The 16,744-nt window shown below is 68.1% G+C and carries 13 protein-coding genes; 8 read left to right on the top strand and 5 right to left on the bottom strand.

Going from position 1 to position 16,744, the window contains the following annotated elements:
- Positions 1–95: 95 nt before the first annotated feature.
- The 8 genes from ACFXJL_RS27940 to ACFXJL_RS27905 all read left to right on the top strand — a co-directional run bounded on the left by ACFXJL_RS27940 (position 96) and on the right by ACFXJL_RS27905 (position 5,834).
- On the top strand, positions 96–1,010 hold the full coding sequence (locus ACFXJL_RS27940) for a phage distal tail protein (RefSeq protein ID WP_384696903.1): 915 nt from the start codon (positions 96–98) through the stop codon (positions 1,008–1,010).
- Positions 1,011–1,032: 22 nt separating this feature from the next.
- Entirely contained in the window at positions 1,033–2,205 is a 1,173-nt protein-coding gene (locus ACFXJL_RS27935; RefSeq protein WP_358880952.1) for an H-type lectin domain-containing protein, read from the top strand.
- Positions 2,202–3,308: a hypothetical protein gene (locus ACFXJL_RS27930; protein ID WP_384696901.1), complete on the top strand. Its 1,107-nt coding sequence runs from the start codon at positions 2,202–2,204 to the stop codon at positions 3,306–3,308. The genes ACFXJL_RS27935 and ACFXJL_RS27930 overlap by 4 nt, the downstream gene beginning before the upstream one ends.
- The gene (locus tag ACFXJL_RS27925; RefSeq protein ID WP_384696898.1) at positions 3,308–4,021 is read left to right on the top strand and encodes a hypothetical protein; all 714 of its coding nucleotides are present in this window, start codon (positions 3,308–3,310) and stop codon (positions 4,019–4,021) included. Before ACFXJL_RS27930 ends, ACFXJL_RS27925 begins: the two co-directional genes overlap by 1 nt.
- A gap of 28 nt (positions 4,022–4,049) precedes the next feature.
- A complete protein-coding gene (locus ACFXJL_RS27920; RefSeq protein WP_358880949.1) occupies positions 4,050–4,196 on the top strand; it encodes a hypothetical protein in 147 nt (48 codons plus the stop codon).
- Between the two features lie 16 nt (positions 4,197–4,212).
- Positions 4,213–5,211, top strand: coding sequence for a peptidoglycan-binding protein (locus ACFXJL_RS27915; RefSeq protein ID WP_384696895.1), 999 nt, complete (start codon positions 4,213–4,215; stop codon positions 5,209–5,211).
- 130 nt (positions 5,212–5,341) lie between these two features.
- Entirely contained in the window at positions 5,342–5,581 is a 240-nt protein-coding gene (locus ACFXJL_RS27910; protein ID WP_358880947.1) for a hypothetical protein, read from the top strand.
- Complete coding sequence (locus ACFXJL_RS27905; protein WP_358880946.1) at positions 5,568–5,834, top strand: hypothetical protein; 267 nt, start codon at positions 5,568–5,570, stop codon at positions 5,832–5,834. The genes ACFXJL_RS27910 and ACFXJL_RS27905 overlap by 14 nt, the downstream gene beginning before the upstream one ends.
- A gap of 82 nt (positions 5,835–5,916) precedes the next feature.
- Here the strand turns inward: ACFXJL_RS27905 and ACFXJL_RS27900 are convergent, their stop codons facing one another.
- The 5 genes from ACFXJL_RS27900 to ACFXJL_RS27880 all read right to left on the bottom strand — a co-directional run bounded on the left by ACFXJL_RS27900 (position 5,917) and on the right by ACFXJL_RS27880 (position 16,731).
- Positions 5,917–9,816 carry a DNA-directed RNA polymerase subunit beta' gene (locus ACFXJL_RS27900; protein ID WP_358880945.1) on the bottom strand — a complete coding sequence of 1,300 codons (3,900 nt, stop codon included), beginning with the start codon at positions 9,814–9,816 and terminating at the stop codon, positions 5,917–5,919.
- A gap of 128 nt (positions 9,817–9,944) precedes the next feature.
- Positions 9,945–13,427: a DNA-directed RNA polymerase subunit beta gene (gene rpoB / locus ACFXJL_RS27895; RefSeq protein WP_358880944.1), complete on the bottom strand. Its 3,483-nt coding sequence runs from the start codon at positions 13,425–13,427 to the stop codon at positions 9,945–9,947.
- Positions 13,428–14,071: 644 nt separating this feature from the next.
- The gene (gene rplL, locus ACFXJL_RS27890) at positions 14,072–14,455 is read right to left on the bottom strand and encodes a 50S ribosomal protein L7/L12 (protein WP_329022150.1); all 384 of its coding nucleotides are present in this window, start codon (positions 14,453–14,455) and stop codon (positions 14,072–14,074) included.
- A gap of 110 nt (positions 14,456–14,565) precedes the next feature.
- A complete protein-coding gene (gene rplJ / locus ACFXJL_RS27885; protein ID WP_329022148.1) occupies positions 14,566–15,096 on the bottom strand; it encodes a 50S ribosomal protein L10 in 531 nt (176 codons plus the stop codon).
- A gap of 708 nt (positions 15,097–15,804) precedes the next feature.
- Positions 15,805–16,731: a DUF6612 family protein gene (locus ACFXJL_RS27880; protein ID WP_358880943.1), complete on the bottom strand. Its 927-nt coding sequence runs from the start codon at positions 16,729–16,731 to the stop codon at positions 15,805–15,807.
- Positions 16,732–16,744: the final 13 nt, after the last annotated feature.

Raw genomic sequence — 16,744 nt, 5'->3', positions numbered from 1 at the left:
CGTGTGCCCGCTCGTGCCCCGCGCCCCGTACACGCGCCGCGCCGTGAGCCCGCGCCCCACGGCTCGTACCGCCCCCGCCCGAGAAAGGCGACCCCATGACCGACACCACCTCACCACCCGGCTCACTGATCGGCCTCGACGGCCAGATCCAGTGGGCCGGACTGCTGCTCGGCCCCGGCACCCCCTTCCAGATCGACCGGGACGGCCTCACCGGCTGGGCCGACCTCCCCTCCCTCGACAGTTCCGACGCCGACCGGCCCACCGCCCACGGCGCCTGGCCCGGCGCCCGCTGGGCCAGGCCCCGGTCCGTCTCCGCCGGAATCTGGCTGCTTCCGGAGGCCGGCGCCGGCGCCGCGCCCGGCGCCCCGGCGGACTTGCTCGACACCTTCATCCGCGCCTTCGGCACCGGCTCCGCCGACGCTGAACAGTGGCTGGCCGTACGGCTGCACGGCCGCACCACCGCCGTCCGCGCCCGGGTCACCCAGCGCACCGTCCCCACCGACCGGCGTTTCGCGACCGGCGGTGCCACCAGGGTCTCCGTCCAGTGGACCGCGACCGACCCGCGCCGCTACGAGCCCGAGGCCCGGACGGTCTCGCTGGGGCTCCCCCGCCGGGGCAACGGCACGACCTATCCGTTCACCTACCCGGTGGACTACGGAACCCCCGGCTCCGGCGGCTCGGGCTCCGCCGTCAACAGCGGGACGACCGAGACCTGCCCGGTCGTCGAGTTCACCGGCCCGGTGCGGCGGCCCCATCTGCTCAACCACACCACCGGGCGCTCCCTGGAGTACGACATCGTCCTCGGCCCCGGTGAACGGCTGACCGTCGACACGCGCGAGGGCACGGTGCTGATCGGGCCGCGCGCCTCCCGGCTCCACACGGCCACGGCCGTCAGCAGCCCGGAGCAGTCCTTCGTCCTCCCGCCCGGTGAGAACCGGCTCGACTTCCGCGCCCTGGACGGCGACCCCACCACATCCGCCCAGCTCACCTGGCGCGCGGCCCACCTCTGACAGCTCTGAGGAGAAGAAGACCATGACCGTACGTGTAGGACGACTCACCAGCGGAATGACCCCCGAGGACCACCGGCTGGCCGCCTCCACCGCCATGGCACCGGCGGGCGCCCTCGCCACCACAGGCGGCTGCCTGCCGGGCGGCCTCGACCTGGCCCCGGTCCCCGGCTCGGCCCTCCAGGCGACGCTGTCGGCGGGCCGGCTGTGGGTGCAGGGCACGAACGGAGCGGCGCAGGGCGGATACTCCGTCACCATCGACGCCCCGGTGTCGCTGACCTTCGGCGCGGGGCACGCGACCTACAGCAGGATCGACTCCGTGGTCGTCAGGGTCGCCGACCCGTCCCACGACAGCACGGTGACCGTCTTCGGCGGCGAGGTCCTCGTCGTCCAGGGCTCCCCGGCCGGCACCCCCACGGCCCCCACTGTCCCTCCCAACAGCCAGAAGCTGTATGACGTCGTGGTGGGGAAGGAGAGCGTCGGACTGGACTGGGTCACGGGGGTCCTGGACCGGCGCCGCTACACCGCCGCGCTCGGCGGCATCGTGCCGCCCGGCTCGGGTGTCGCCTTCAGCGGCAGCCACAACGGGCAGTACCGGGACAACGACGGCGTACTGGAGCGGTGGAACGGCACCGTCTGGGAGCCGATCCTGCGGCTCGGCACCAGTGGGCAGCTCCAGCTCGGGGATGTCCGCGTCTACCGGGACGGCGGGACGGCCGCCGCGACCAACGCCATCGTGCGCGCCTACCGGTCGGCGAACGAGGATGCCATCTCGGTACGGAGCGCGGTGGGCGACACGGCTTCCCGGCTTCTGGTCAAGGGGGACGGCGCCATCCAGTGGGGTGCGGGAGGCTCGACGCCCACCGATGTCCAGCTGTCCCGCACCGCACCCGGCGCCCTGAGGGTCAATGGTGACCTGGTGGTCCGCACCCACAAGGCGCACTACGGCGAGAGCGGAACCGCCTACTTCAACTTCACCGGCGTCCGCGCGCATACGATGGCCATCACCTTCGGCACTCCCTTCCCCACCGCTCCGAGGGTCTACACCAACATCAATTCGGGGCACGCGGCGGCCGAGATGTGGAGCAGCCGCGCCCACAGCGTCACGGCCACCGGCTTCCAGCTCTACGTCTACAACCCGAGCGGGACATGGTCGTGGTCGAACATGCCGATCTACTGGTCGGCCTTCGCCGCATGACCGCGACCGGCCCCTACCGCGCGCTCTTCTGCGATCTGCGCACCGACCGCCCCATCGACATCCTCCCCCTGCGGGATGTGACGATCGACGACTACATCGGCCGCCCCGGCTCCCTCTCCGGAACCCTGCCCGTGCCCAACCCCGAACTCGCCGACCGGGTACGGCAGATCGAGGAGGGCAGGACCGCCGTCTATCTGGAGCGCGACGGCGACCTGTGGTGGGGCGGCATCGTGTGGACCACCACCCTCAGCGCCGACGAGAAGGGCGGGCTCTCGCTCGCCGTCCAGGCCGCGACCTTCGACTCCTACGCCGCCCGGCGCCGTATCCGGGCCGATCTCACCTATGTCCAGCAGGACCAGCTGGAGATCGCCCGGAGGCTCTGGCAGCACATCCAGTCCCGCCAGGGCGGGAACATCGGTGTCAGCTTCGGCACCGAACTGTCGGGTGTGCCGCGCGACATGACATGGCGGGACGGCGACGAGACCCCGCTGGACGAGGCGGTCAAGCAGCTCGCCGAGGCGGAGAACGGCTTCGAGCACCACATCTCCGTCCACCGCGACCCGGTCACCGGCGGCCGGGTGAAGCTGCTGCGGCTCGGCCACCCCAAGGTGCGCAACGGCTCCACCGATCTCGTGCTGGACCGGCCGGGGGCGGTGCTGCGCTACGCCTTCCCCCGGGACGCGACCCGGGGCGGCAGCACCGCCCGGGCTCGGGGCGCCGCCGCCAACAGCGACCAGAGCCAGGAGAGCCGGCCCGCGCTGTCCCGGGAGCACGTCGCCCAGGACCTGATCGACAACGGGTACCCGCGCGTGGACCTCTCGTCGGACCACTCGTCCGTCACCTCCGTGAAGGCGCTGGACTCCCTGGCCACGGCACAGCTCGCCGAGGCCAGGGGGGCCGTGGTCATCCCCGAGGTGACCGTCCGGCTCGACGACCGCGACCTGGTGCCCCCGATGCTCCTGGGCCGCACCGTGCGGCTGCGGATCACCGACGAATGGCACCCGGACGGGCTCGACGCCCGCTTCCGGATCATCGGGATCAAGGTCGCCCCACCGCAGCGCGGACGCCCGGAGACCGCCGAACTGTTTCTGGAGGCCGGCTGATGACCGCTCTGCCCGAGGACCTCATCGATCTGATCCGGGAGCTCCAGCGCAAGGTGCAGCGGCTCTCCACCGCCGTCGCCGCCCGCCCCGCGCTCAACGAGATCACCAACGGGGACGTCACCATCAGCGGCGGCGGCAGTCTGCTGGTGACCAAGCCCGACAAAAGCGTCCTGCTGCACATCGGCGCCATCGGGGCCGCCGGGGAGAACCCCAGGGAACAGGGCGTACGCGTCCTCCGCACGGACGGCTCGGAGGCTCTGACCGTCTCGGGGAAACCCACCCAGGCCGTGAACATCCGGGACCGCTTCAACAGGATCGTCCTCGCCGACGACACCCAGTCGGGCGGCCTCGCCCGTCCCTACATCCCCATCCCCCTCTACCCGTCCCCGATCAGGATCACCTCGACCACCTGGACCCGGGTGCTCCAGGGGGGCATGTACCTCCAGCACCCGAGGATCGCGGTCGGTGTGTGGATCCAGGCCGACGCGAACACCACTGTCGAGGCGAGAGTCCGCTACCTCACCGCGAACGACACGGCCGTGGAGATCGGCGACAGCGTTGGGGTGAGCGGGGGCAGCCACGCACAGGAGGTCTCCGCCCCGCACGGCCAGGCCCCCTACACCTGGAGCAACCTCCAGATCGAGGGCCGGGTGGTGACCGGGACCGGCGGGGGCGCGGTGGGCGTGCTGTACGCCGAGGGCCGCCAGTCCTGACCTCCCGTACCCGAGAAGGAGCCCCCGCGTGTCCAACGATGTGATCGTCTCCCCCGGCGGCGAGCTGCTGCTCCCGCCGGCCCCCGAACCGAACATCCCCCCTCCGGGCCCGCCTTCCGAACCCTCGGCCCAGCCTCCCAACGAGCCCCATGCCGCCCCGCCCCCGCCCGTCTGACGGAAGGACGACCTCCATGGCCACCCCCCTCACCCCCGCCCGGCTGCTCGCCGCGCTCCGGGCCGAGGGTGTGACCGTCGTCGAGCACGGCGGCTGGCGCACCCACCACCGCAACCACGCCGGCGCCTGGGGTCCCGTGAACGGGGTGATGATCCACCACACCGTCACCCGGGGCACCGGCTCCTCCGTACGGCTCTGCTACGACGGGTACGCCGCGCTGCCCGGGCCGCTCTGCCACGGGGTGATCGCCAAGGACGGCACCGTCCATCTCGTCGGCGCCGGACGCGCCAACCACGCCGGCGGGGGCGACCCCGCTGTCCTCGCGGCGGTGATCGCCGAGGAGTACGGCGACCGGCCGCCCGCCCCGGCGGAACACCAGGGCAGCGCGGGAGCCGTCGACGGCAACGCCCGCTTCTACGGCTTCGAGTGCGTCAACCTGGGCGACGGCGCCGACCCCTGGCCCGACGCCCAGCTCGACGCCGTCGAGCGGGCGTCGGCCGCGCTCTGCCGGGCCCACGGCTGGGGCGCCAGGAGCGTCATCGGACACCGGGAGTGGTCCGACCAGAAGGTCGACCCGCGCGGATTCACCATGCCGGAGCTGCGCCGGCGGATAGCCGGGCGGCTCGGCGGGCCGCCCGCGCAGGAGAAGCCCCCCACTCAGGAGAGACCTCCCGCGCAGGAGAGCCCGGAGCCAGGCGTACCGAAGCCGGGCGCACCGGAGCCGGGCGCACCGGAGCCGGGGAAACCAGGGAAGCCCCGTCTCCAGCCCTTCCCCGGGGCGGGCTTCTTCACCGCCCGGACCAGCTCCCCCGTGATCACCGCGATGGGGCGGCGGCTGGTCGCCGAGGGGTGCTCCGCCTACACCTCGGGCCCCGGCCCGCGCTGGAGCGAGGCCGACCGGCGCTCCTACGCGAAATGGCAGCGGAAGCTGGGCTTCCGGGGCGCCGACGCGGACGGGCTGCCGGGCCATGCCTCCTGGACCGCCCTGAGGGTCCCGTACACCGGGAAGCGCTGAGGGACCACCGGAAGGCGCCGGGAACACCCGGGAGCCCCCCGGGACCACTGACGCCACCGGCACCACCACCAAAACCCACCGAAACTCATAGAAACCCGCCAATCCCCGCCGACCAGAGGAGACCGGAGAAGTGTCCGAAGCCGCCAAGCGCACGGCGCGCACCGTCCTCCAGAGCGCCATCGGCATCGCCGTCGCGCTCCCCGCGATCGTGGACGCCTCAGGGCTGCCGGCCGCCCTGCCCTGGGTAGCCGGAGCCCTGGCCGTCGCCGCCGCTGTGACCAGGGTGATGGCCCTGCACGCCGTACAGCGGCTGCTGCCGTCCTGGCTCCGCAGCGAACCGTCCACAGGAGCCGCCGATGGCCGAGTCTGAGCCGAAGAGCGCCCCCTTCACCGTCGCCGTGGAGCTGGAACGGCTGCACGGCACGCTGGAGGCCGGGTTCGCCCGGGTCGACGGCTCGCTCGCGCTGCTGGTGCAGCGGAGCGACCAGACCGACAAACACCTCGCGGACATGGAGTCCCGCATCGACGCGCTGGAGCGCGCCCGCTGGCCGCTGGCCAGTATCGCCGCGCTCACCGCCAGTGTCGGACTGATGCTCGCCGTCTGGGAGCTGGCCGGGCGCTGACTCCCCCGACCCCCGTCCGATACGCCGAAAGGGCGGTCACCCCGATACGGGGTGACCGCCCTTTCGCTGTTCTCGCTACCGCTTACTGGTTGTACGGACCGTAGTCGTAGTCCTCCAGCGGAACGGCCTGGCCGGAGCCGGAGCCGAACGGCGAGTAGTCGATGTCGTCGTAGCCGACGGCCGAGTACATCGCGGCCTTGGCCTCCTCGGTGGGCTCCACCCGGATGTTGCGGTAACGGGCGAGGCCCGTACCGGCCGGGATGAGCTTACCGATGATGACGTTCTCCTTGAGGCCGATCAGGGAGTCCGACTTGGCGTTGATCGCCGCGTCGGTCAGAACCCTGGTCGTCTCCTGGAAGGACGCCGCGGACAGCCACGACTCGGTGGCGAGCGAAGCCTTGGTGATACCCATCAGCTGCGGACGGCCGGAGGCGGGGTGACCGCCCTCGGTGACCACACGACGGTTCTCCGTCTCGAACTTCGAACGCTCGACCAGCTCGCCGGGCAGCAGCTCGGCGTCGCCGGACTCGATGATCGTCACTCGGCGCAGCATCTGCCGGATGATGATCTCGATGTGCTTGTCGTGGATCGACACGCCCTGCGAGTTGTAGACCTTCTGCACTTCGCCGACCAGGTGGACCTGAACGGCCCGCTGACCGAGGATGCGCAGCACGTCGTGCGGGTTGGTGGCACCGAAGGTCAGTGCCTGGCCCACCTCGACGTGGTCGCCCTCGCGCACCAGGACCTTGGCACGCTTCGAGATCGGGAACGCCGTCTCGTCGCTGCCGTCGTCCGGGGTGACGACGATCTTCTTGGTCTTCTCGGTCTCCTCGATGCGGATGCGGCCGGCCGCCTCCGAGATCGGGGCGACACCCTTGGGCGTACGGGCTTCGAAGAGCTCGACGACACGGGGCAGACCCTGGGTGATGTCGTCACCGGCCACACCACCGGTGTGGAAGGTACGCATCGTCAGCTGGGTACCGGGCTCACCGATGGACTGGGCGGCGATGATGCCGACCGCCTCACCGATGTCGACCAGCTTGCCGGTGGCGAGCGAACGGCCGTAGCAGTACGCACATGTGCCGACCGCGGACTCACAGGTCAGGACCGAGCGGGTCTTGACCTCCTCGACGCCAGCGGCGACGAGGGCGTCGATCAGGACATCACCGAGGTCGACGTTGGCAGGCGCGATGACCTTGCCGTCGACGACGACGTCCTCGGCGAGCATCCGCGCGTACACCGACGTCTCGACGTCGTCGGTCTTGCGCAGACGGCCCTCGGTGTCCTTGGTGGCGATCCGCAGCTTGAGGCCGCGGTCGGTGCCGCAGTCCTCCTCGCGGATGATGACGTCCTGCGAGACGTCCACCAGACGACGGGTGAGGTAACCCGAGTCGGCGGTACGCAGGGCGGTGTCGGCCAGACCCTTACGGGCACCGTGGGTGGAGATGAAGTACTCCAGCACGGACAGGCCCTCACGGAAGGACGCCTTGATGGGACGGGGAATCGTCTCGTTCTTGGCGTTCGACACCAGACCACGCATACCGGCGATCTGACGCATCTGCATCATGTTTCCACGAGCACCCGAGTTCACCATCATGAAGATGGGGTTGGTCTTCGGGAAGTTCGCGTTCATGGCCTCGGCAACCTCGTTGGTCGCCAGGGTCCAGATCTTGATGAGCTCGTTGGTGCGCTCTTCCTTGGTGATCAGACCGCGCTCGTACTGCTTCTGGACCTTCTCGTCCTGAGCCTCGTACGACGCGACGATCGCCTTCTTCGCCTCGGGCACGACGACATCGGAGATGGCGACGGTGACACCGGAGCGGGTCGCCCAGAAGAAGCCGGCTGCCTTCAGGTTGTCGAGCGTCGCCGCCACGATGACCTTGGGGTAGCGCTCGGCGAGGTCGTTGACGATCTCGGAGAGCTGCTTCTTGCCGACCGAGTAGTCGACGAAGGGGTAGTCCTCGGGCAGCAGCTCGTTGAACAGCGCACGACCCAGGGTCGTCCGCAGCCGGAAGCTGTCTCCCTGCTGCCAGTCGGGCTCGCCCTCTTCACGGGCCGGCGGGGTCCAGCCGCGCGGCGGGATGGTGCCCACCGGGAAGCGGATGTCGACCTTCGCCTGCAGGGACAGCTCACGGGCGTCGAACGCCATGATCGCCTCTGCGGTGGAGCCGAAGAACCGGCCCTCGCCCTTGACCTCGCGCTCCTCTTCGTCCGTGGTGAGGAAGAAGAGGCCGAGCACCATGTCCTGGGTGGGCATGGTGACCGGACGGCCGTCGGCCGGCTTGAGGATGTTGTTGGAGGACAGCATCAGGATGCGGGCCTCGGCCTGCGCCTCCGCGGAGAGCGGCAGGTGCACGGCCATCTGGTCACCGTCGAAGTCCGCGTTGAACGCGGTGCAGACGAGCGGGTGGATCTGGATGGCCTTGCCCTCGACCAGCTGCGGCTCGAATGCCTGGATGCCGAGGCGGTGCAGCGTGGGCGCACGGTTCAGCAGCACCGGGTGCTCGGCGATGACCTCTTCGAGGACGTCGTACACCACGGTGCGACCGCGCTCGACCATGCGCTTGGCCGACTTGATGTTCTGCGCGTGGTTCAGGTCCACCAGGCGCTTCATCACGAACGGCTTGAAGAGCTCCAGCGCCATGGCCTTGGGCAGACCGCACTGGTGCAGCTTCAGCTGCGGGCCGACGACGATGACGGAACGCGCCGAGTAGTCGACTCGCTTGCCGAGCAGGTTCTGACGGAAACGACCCTGCTTGCCCTTGAGCATGTCGCTCAGGGACTTCAGCGGGCGGTTGCCGGGACCGGTGACCGGGCGACCACGACGACCGTTGTCGAACAGCGCGTCAACGGCCTCCTGGAGCATCCGCTTCTCGTTGTTCACGATGATCTCGGGGGCACCGAGGTCGAGCAGACGCTTCAGACGGTTGTTCCGGTTGATCACCCGGCGGTACAGGTCGTTCAGGTCGGAGGTCGCGAAGCGGCCACCGTCCAGCTGCACCATCGGACGCAGGTCCGGCGGGATGACCGGGACGCAGTCCAGCACCATGCCCTTGGGGCTGTTGCTGGTCTGGAGGAACGCGGAGACGACCTTGAGGCGCTTGAGCGCACGGGTCTTCTTCTGGCCCTTGCCGGTGCGGATGATCTCGCGGAGGCGCTCGGCCTCCTCGTCGAGGTCGAAGGACTCCAGGCGCTTCTGCAGCGCGGCGGCGCCCATCGAACCGTCGAAGTAGGTCCCGAAGCGGTCGCGCAGCTCGCGGTAGAGCAGCTCGTCGCCCTCCAGGTCCTGGACCTTGAGGTTCTTGAAGCGGTTCCACACCTCGTCGAGGCGGTCGATCTCGCGCTGGGCGCGGTCGCGGAGCTGCTTCATCTCACGCTCGGCGCCTTCGCGCACCTTGCGGCGCACGTCGGCCTTGGCGCCCTCGGCCTCAAGCTCGGCCAGGTCGGTCTCAAGCTTCTTGGCGCGGGCTTCGAGGTCGGCGTCGCGACGGTTCTCGACCTGCTGGCGCTCGACGGAGACGTGGGCCTCCAACGAGGGCAGGTCGCGGGTACGACGCTCCTCGTCCACGAACGTGATCATGTACGCGGCGAAGTAGATGACCTTTTCCAGGTCCTTCGGCGCGAGGTCCAGCAGGTAGCCCAGGCGTGAGGGAACGCCCTTGAAGTACCAGATGTGGGTTACGGGGGCGGCAAGCTCAATGTGGCCCATCCGCTCGCGGCGCACCTTGGCGCGTGTGACTTCGACGCCACAGCGCTCACAGATGATGCCCTTGAAGCGGACGCGCTTGTACTTACCGCAGTAGCACTCCCAGTCCCGGGTCGGACCGAAGATCTTCTCGCAGAAGAGTCCGTCCTTCTCGGGCTTGAGCGTGCGGTAGTTGATCGTCTCGGGCTTCTTGACCTCGCCGTGCGACCACTGGCGGATGTCGTCAGCGGTGGCCAGGCCGATCCGAAGCTCGTCGAAGAAGTTGACGTCGAGCACTATGCGTCAATCCCTCTCAGGGTTGTGTCTCAAGGTGGTCTGTACGGGTCCGTGGGAATTCCCCCCACGGCAGAGTCCTAGGGGGAGGCGGCCGGGACCTCTCTCACGAGTGGTCCCGGCCGGACCCGTCAGACCTCTTCGACGCTGCTGGGCTCGCGCCGTGACAGGTCGATGCCGAGCTCTTCCGCAGCGCGGAAGACGTCCTCGTCGGTGTCGCGCATCTCGATGGACATGCCGTCCGATGACAGCACCTCCACGTTGAGGCACAGGGACTGCATCTCCTTGATGAGCACCTTGAAGGACTCAGGGATGCCGGGCTCGGGGATGTTCTCGCCCTTGACGATGGCCTCGTAGACCTTCACGCGACCGGTGACGTCGTCGGACTTGATGGTCAGCAGCTCCTGGAGGGCGTACGCGGCGCCATAAGCCTCCAGCGCCCACACCTCCATCTCTCCGAACCGCTGGCCACCGAACTGGGCCTTACCGCCCAGCGGCTGCTGGGTGATCATGGAGTACGGGCCGGTCGACCGGGCGTGAAGCTTGTCGTCGACCAGGTGGTGGAGCTTGAGGATGTACATGTACCCGATGGAGATCGGGTCCGGGAACGGCTCGCCGGAGCGGCCGTCGAACATCCTCGCCTTGCCGGACGGCAGGACCATGCGGTCGCCGTCGCGGTTGGGGATCGTGGACTCGAAGAGACCGGAGATCTCGTCTTCCCGGGCACCGTCGAAGACCGGAGTCGCGACGTTGGTGCCGGCAGCGACGTCGTCGGCGCCGATCGCCTTGAGCCGCTCCATCCACTCCTCGTTGCCCTCGACCTTCCAGCCCTGACTGGCGAGCCAGCCGAGGTGGATTTCGAGGACCTGTCCCGGGTTCATTCGGGACGGCACGCCGAGGGGGTTGAGGATGATGTCGACCGGGGTGCCGTCCTCCAGGAACGGCATGTCCTCGATCGGCAGGATCTTGGAGATGACGCCCTTGTTGCCGTGACGGCCGGCGAGCTTGTCACCATCGGTGATCTTGCGCTTCTGGGCGACATAGACGCGGACCAGCTGGTTCACGCCCGGAGGAAGCTCGTCGCCCTCCTCGCGGTCGAAGACGCGTACGCCGATGACCTTGCCGATTTCGCCGTGCGGCACCTTCAGCGAGGTGTCACGGACCTCACGGGCCTTCTCACCGAAGATCGCGCGCAGCAGGCGCTCCTCCGGGGTCAGCTCGGTCTCGCCCTTGGGCGTGACCTTGCCGACCAGGATGTCTCCCGCGACGACCTCGGCACCGATGCGGATGATGCCGCGCTCGTCGAGGTCGGCGAGGACCTCTTCGGAGACGTTCGGGATGTCCCGGGTGATCTCCTCGGGGCCCAGCTTGGTGTCACGGGCGTCGACCTCGTGCTCCTCGATGTGGATCGAGGAGAGGACGTCGTCCTGGACGAGGCGCTGCGACAGGATGATCGCGTCCTCGTAGTTGTGGCCTTCCCACGGCATGAACGCCACGAGGAGGTTCTTGCCGAGGGCCATCTCGCCCTGCTCGGTGGCCGGGCCGTCAGCGAGGACCTGGGCCTCGATGACCCGGTCGCCCTCGGAGACGATGACCTTCTGGTTGACCGAGGTTCCCTGGTTGGAGCGGGAGAACTTGGCCACCCGGTAGGTGGTGTAGGTGCCGTCGTCGTTGGCGACGGTGATGTAGTCCGCGGAGACCTCCTGGACCACACCGTCCTTCTCCGCCTTGATGACGTCACCGGCGTCGACCGCACAGCGGTACTCCATGCCGGTTCCGACCAGCGGCGCCTCGGCCGTGATCAGCGGAACGGCCTGACGCATCATGTTCGCGCCCATGAGGGCACGGTTGGCGTCGTCGTGCTCCAGGAAGGGGATCATGGCCGTCGCGACCGACACCATCTGGCGCGGCGAGACGTCCATGTAGTCGACCTCGGCCGGCGGCACGTAGTCGACCTCGCCACCACGGCGGCGGACCAGTACGCGCGGCTCGGTGAAGCGCATCTCGTCGGAGATGGTCGCGTTCGCCTGGGCGATGACGAAGCGGTCCTCTTCGTCAGCGGTCAGGTAGTCGACATCGTCGGTGACCTGGCCGTCGACGACCTTGCGGTACGGGGTCTCGACGAAACCGAACGCGTTGACCCGGCCGTAGGAGGCGAGCGAGCCGATCAGACCGATGTTCGGGCCTTCGGGCGTCTCGATCGGACACATGCGGCCGTAGTGCGAGGGGTGCACGTCACGGACTTCGAAGCCGGCCCGCTCACGCGAGAGACCACCCGGGCCGAGCGCCGACAGACGGCGCTTGTGGGTGAGACCCGAGAGCGGGTTGTTCTGGTCCATGAACTGCGACAGCTGGCTGGTGCCGAAGAACTCCTTGATGGAGGCGACGACAGGCCGGATGTTGATCAGCGTCTGCGGGGTGATCGCTTCGACGTCCTGGGTCGTCATGCGCTCACGCACGACGCGCTCCATACGCGCCAGGCCCGTACGGACCTGGTTCTGGATCAGCTCGCCGACGTTCCGCAGACGGCGGTTGCCGAAGTGGTCGATGTCGTCGGTCTCGACGACGATCTGCGTGCCGGACTCGCCGACCGTCTCGGTCTCACCGGCGTGCAGCTTGACCAGGTACTTGATGGTCGCGATGACGTCGTCGGTGGTGAGCACGCCGGCGTCCAGCGGCTCGTCGGCCCCGAGCTTCTTGTTGACCTTGTAACGGCCGACCTTGGCCAGGTCGTAGCGCTTCGGGTTGAAGTAGAGGTTCTCCAGCAGGGTCTGGGCAGCCTCACGGGTCGGCGGCTCGCCCGGACGGAGCTTGCGGTAGATGTCGAGCAGTGCGTCGTCCTGGCCCTGGGTGTGGTCCTTCTCCAGGGTGGCGCGCATCGACTCGTACTCGCCGAACTCCTGGAGGATCTGCTCGGTCGTCCAACCGAGAGCCTTGAGGAGGACGGTCACGGACTGCTTGCGCTTGCGGTCGATGCGGACACCGACCATGTCGCGCTTGTCGATCTCCATCTCCAGCCAGGCACCCCGGGACGGGATGATCTTGGCGGTGAAGATGTCCTTGTCGGACGTCTTGTCGATGGAGGAGTCGAAGTAGACACCCGGCGAGCGCACCAGCTGGGACACCACGACACGCTCGGTGCCGTTGATGACGAAGGTGCCCTTGCCCGTCATGAGCGGGAAGTCGCCCATGAAGACCGTCTGGGACTTGATCTCGCCGGTCTCGTTGTTGGTGAACTCGGCGGTGACGAAGAGCGGCGCGGCAAAGGTGAAGTCGCGCTCCTTGCACTCGTCGATCGAGTTCTTGGGAGGCTCGAAGCGGTGATCCCGGAAGGTCAGGGACATCGACCCACTGAAGTCCTCGATCGGAGAGATCTCCTCGAAGATCTCCTCCAGACCGGACTTGGTGGGGACGTCCTGTCCACTCTCAAGAGCAGCCTCGACCCGAGCCTTCCAGGCGGCGTTGCCGAGCAGCCAGTCGAAACTCTCGGTCTGGAGCGCGAGAAGGTTCGGAACCTCAAGAGGCTCCTTGATCTTTGCAAAGGAGATGCGCAGCGGGGCAGTGCTGGCGCCATTGTTCGTATTCGCGGTCGAGGCGTTGCGCGAGGCGGCCAAGAGGGGGTCCTTCCGAGGGCTCGGACTCACTACGCGCGTACCGGTCCCAAGCGAGGCACAGAGATGGAAGTCCCAGGTCAGGGATGGATCAATCCGTTGTGCTGATGCGAGGGGATGCCCCTGGTGACGGGCAGGGGGCAGTTAACAGGCAGCGCAAAGGGTCAGTGTAGCCACTTGGCACACTGATGTCCAGTCCGGATATTCAGGACCCTCGTTGTTCTCAACTCCGCGCTACTTCGCGCCGTACGGCGCACATCGATACTGCCCACTCGGCCGCCGATCCATGCCTCGGATACGGATCGTTGTGGCGGCGCGTCCTGAGAATTGCGCGCTGCGTGCGGTTCGTCAAGGCCCCCTCCCCCCGGCTGGCTGCTGGGATCGTCACTGACCAGGGGCTGACCTGGGCCTGAGGCGCACGGTGAAGATCACCATACTCGGCGGTGCCAGAAGTGCAACGCAGCCCCCGCGGTACGCCGAAGGGCGACCACCCGGTTGGGTGATCGCCCTTGGCTGAGCCCTTCACGCCCCTCCGGGGTCCTGGAAGGACCGGGAGGAACCCGTGCGCCACGGACGGATCAGCAGAACTGCTGGCACCGTGGCGCAGAACTCACAGAGTCACTGAGTGACGCTGAGGTGGTTCGGGGTCACTTGACCTCGACGGAGGCGCCAGCGCCCTTGAGGGACTCGGCAGCCTTCTCAGCGGCCTCCTTGGCGACCTTCTCCAGGACGGGCTTCGGGGCGCCGTCCACGAGGTCCTTGGCCTCCTTCAGACCCAGGGAGGTCAGCTCACGCACGACCTTGATGACCTGGATCTTCTTCTCGCCGGCACCGGTGAGGATGACGTCGAACTCGTCCTGCTCCTCGACGGCCTCGGCGGCGGCAGCAGCGCCACCGGCGGCGGCAACGGCGACCGGGGCAGCGGCGGTGACGTCGAACTTGTCCTCGAACGCCTTCACGAAGCCGGCGAGCTCAAGGAGGGTCATGTCCTCGAACTGGGCAAGCAGGTCGTCCTGGCTGAGCTTCGCCATGATGGGCGATCCCTTCACTAAATCGGCGTGTGCCGGATGTATATGACGGCGGGCGTTCGGCCCGCTGCGATCAGCGCATGGGAACAGCGCTGATCAATGCGCGAGCCGAATTACTCGGCACCGCCCTGCTCGGCCTGCTTGGCACGAAGCGCCTCCGCGGTGCGGACGAACTTCGAGGGAAGCGCCTGGAAGAGCGCGGCAGCCTGGGACTGCTTGCCCTTCATGGCGCCCGCCAGCTTGGCGAGCAGAACCTCGCGGGACTCGAGGTCCGCAAGCTTCTTGATCTCATCGGCGGACATCGCCTTGCCATCAAGGACACCGCCCTTGATGATCAGGTTGGGGTTGTCCTTGGCGAAGTCACGAAGACCCTTCGCCGACTCCACCGGGTCACCGGTGACGAAGGCAACCGCCGTCGGACCGTTGAACAGGTCGTCGAGCGTGTTGATCCCGGCCTCGTTGGCCGCAATCTTGGTCAGCGTGTTCTTCACCACGGCGTACTGGGCGTTCTCACCGAGTGAGCGGCGCAGCTGCTTGAGCTGTGCCACGGTGAGACCCCGGTACTCGGTCAGCACGGCGGCGTTCGAGCTGCGGAACTGGTCCGCCAGCTCGGCTACCGCGGCAGCCTTGTCGGGCCTTGCCATGAGCATCGGCCTCCTTCCGGGTGATGAGGACCGCGCGGACCCGAAGGAGGAAACTGTGCAAAACGAAACGCCCCGGCGCAGGCGCACGGGGCTGAGCTCGACCGAATGGAACTCGGGAGCTTGACACTGTGTCACCTGCGCAGGCCGTCCGCAGCTAGCGGATTCCTTCGGTCGCCGCACTCTCAGAAGAGCACGCGGCAACGACCAGCGGTCTTTGGCTTCTGGGGAAGACTACGTGAGCGGTTCCGTTAGAAGCAAATCGCCCTGTACGGCCTGGTCAGGGTGGGTGTGCCCAACCGAGGAAGACATTGCGCGGGCATCGATCGGGCCCGTGCCACCGCCGGGAACCCACTCGCTCCGCCGGACGGCGATTCTCGGCCATCGAACATGACCGTGGCCCTCCCCCGAAGCGCTCTCCATGTCGGCCCGGCAGCAAGCCCGCCACAGAAGCACCACCAGCCCCACTGAGAACACCGGAGCCGACCGATGGGGCGACGCGAGCCGAGCAACGTGGACAGGCCCGCCAGCGGGCTGCCAGGGGCGCGCGGCCCGGCACCCCACGACCCCACGAGTACGGCGAGCCGCACTGGATTCGGTCGTCCCGGAAGTCACCGCACCACCCGTCCTCGGGATCCCCGGGTTCTACTTCCGCCGGGCGCGACCCTCAGAACCCGTCAGGATGCCCGACAAGCGCCCTCAGACTCGGGGCTAGCTCTGGGTGGAACCCTCGTCGAGCTTCTCCAGCTCCTTCATCTCCTTGCCGAGGTCTCCGAGCTGCTTGAAGAGCTCCATCAGGTCTGCGGTCTCACCGGCCGGCGGAGCCTTCACCGACGCCTTGGTGCCGTAGTCGGAGTAGTCGGCGCTGGTGACGAGCTTGCCCTTGCCCTCGGGGAAGTTCATGGTCACGTTCATCCGGACCGGATAGTCGTCCTTGTTGACCCAGACCTCGGTCTCGAAGCCCTTCATCTTGGACTTCTTCATCTTCGCCAGCAGGTCGTCGCGCTCCTTCTTCTCCAGAAGGTCGAGCTTCGACTTCATCATCTCTTCGAAGGTCAACGTGCCCTTGTAGTGCTGGGTCTGGACGCCGTCGATCTTCTCCTCGCCGACCTTCTTCACATTCGGCGAGTCCAGCAGGAGCGCGAGCTGCTGAGCCGGGTCCTGGTTCATGTCCTCCATGCCCCCGGTCATCTGCTTCTGCAGCTCGGGGTCGCCCGACATCTCGGCGATCGCCCCGAAGTCCATCTTCATCCAGCGCTTGCCGTCCATCTCCTTGGCGGACTTGGCGCCCATGTCCACGTAGATGACGTTGTCGACCATGACCATGCGCGACTTCCCGGGCGCATCGGCGATGTCCTCCATGCCGGTCACGGTCATGTCCATCAGCACGGGGTCCCAGCCGACGACACCGGACATCTGCATGTCGAGCTTCTCGCCGCCGGCCGTGCCGTCGGAGCCCTTCATGCTGATGTCGACCTTCGCCGACTTCGCATCGGCGGTCTTCTTGTGCGCGGCCGTGAGGACCTGCGCGACGGAACGATCCTTCGTGCCCGACTCACTGCCACAACCGGCCACGCCGGCGATGACGGCGACCGCCGTCAGCGACATGCCCGCGCGCTTCCATGCGGTCTTGCTCATGCCCCACCCCTTG

This window comes from Streptomyces sp. NPDC059256, from assembly GCF_042753785.1.
Classification (GTDB): domain Bacteria; phylum Actinomycetota; class Actinomycetes; order Streptomycetales; family Streptomycetaceae; genus Streptomyces.
This window is presented reverse-complemented; position numbering and strand designations above follow the sequence as displayed.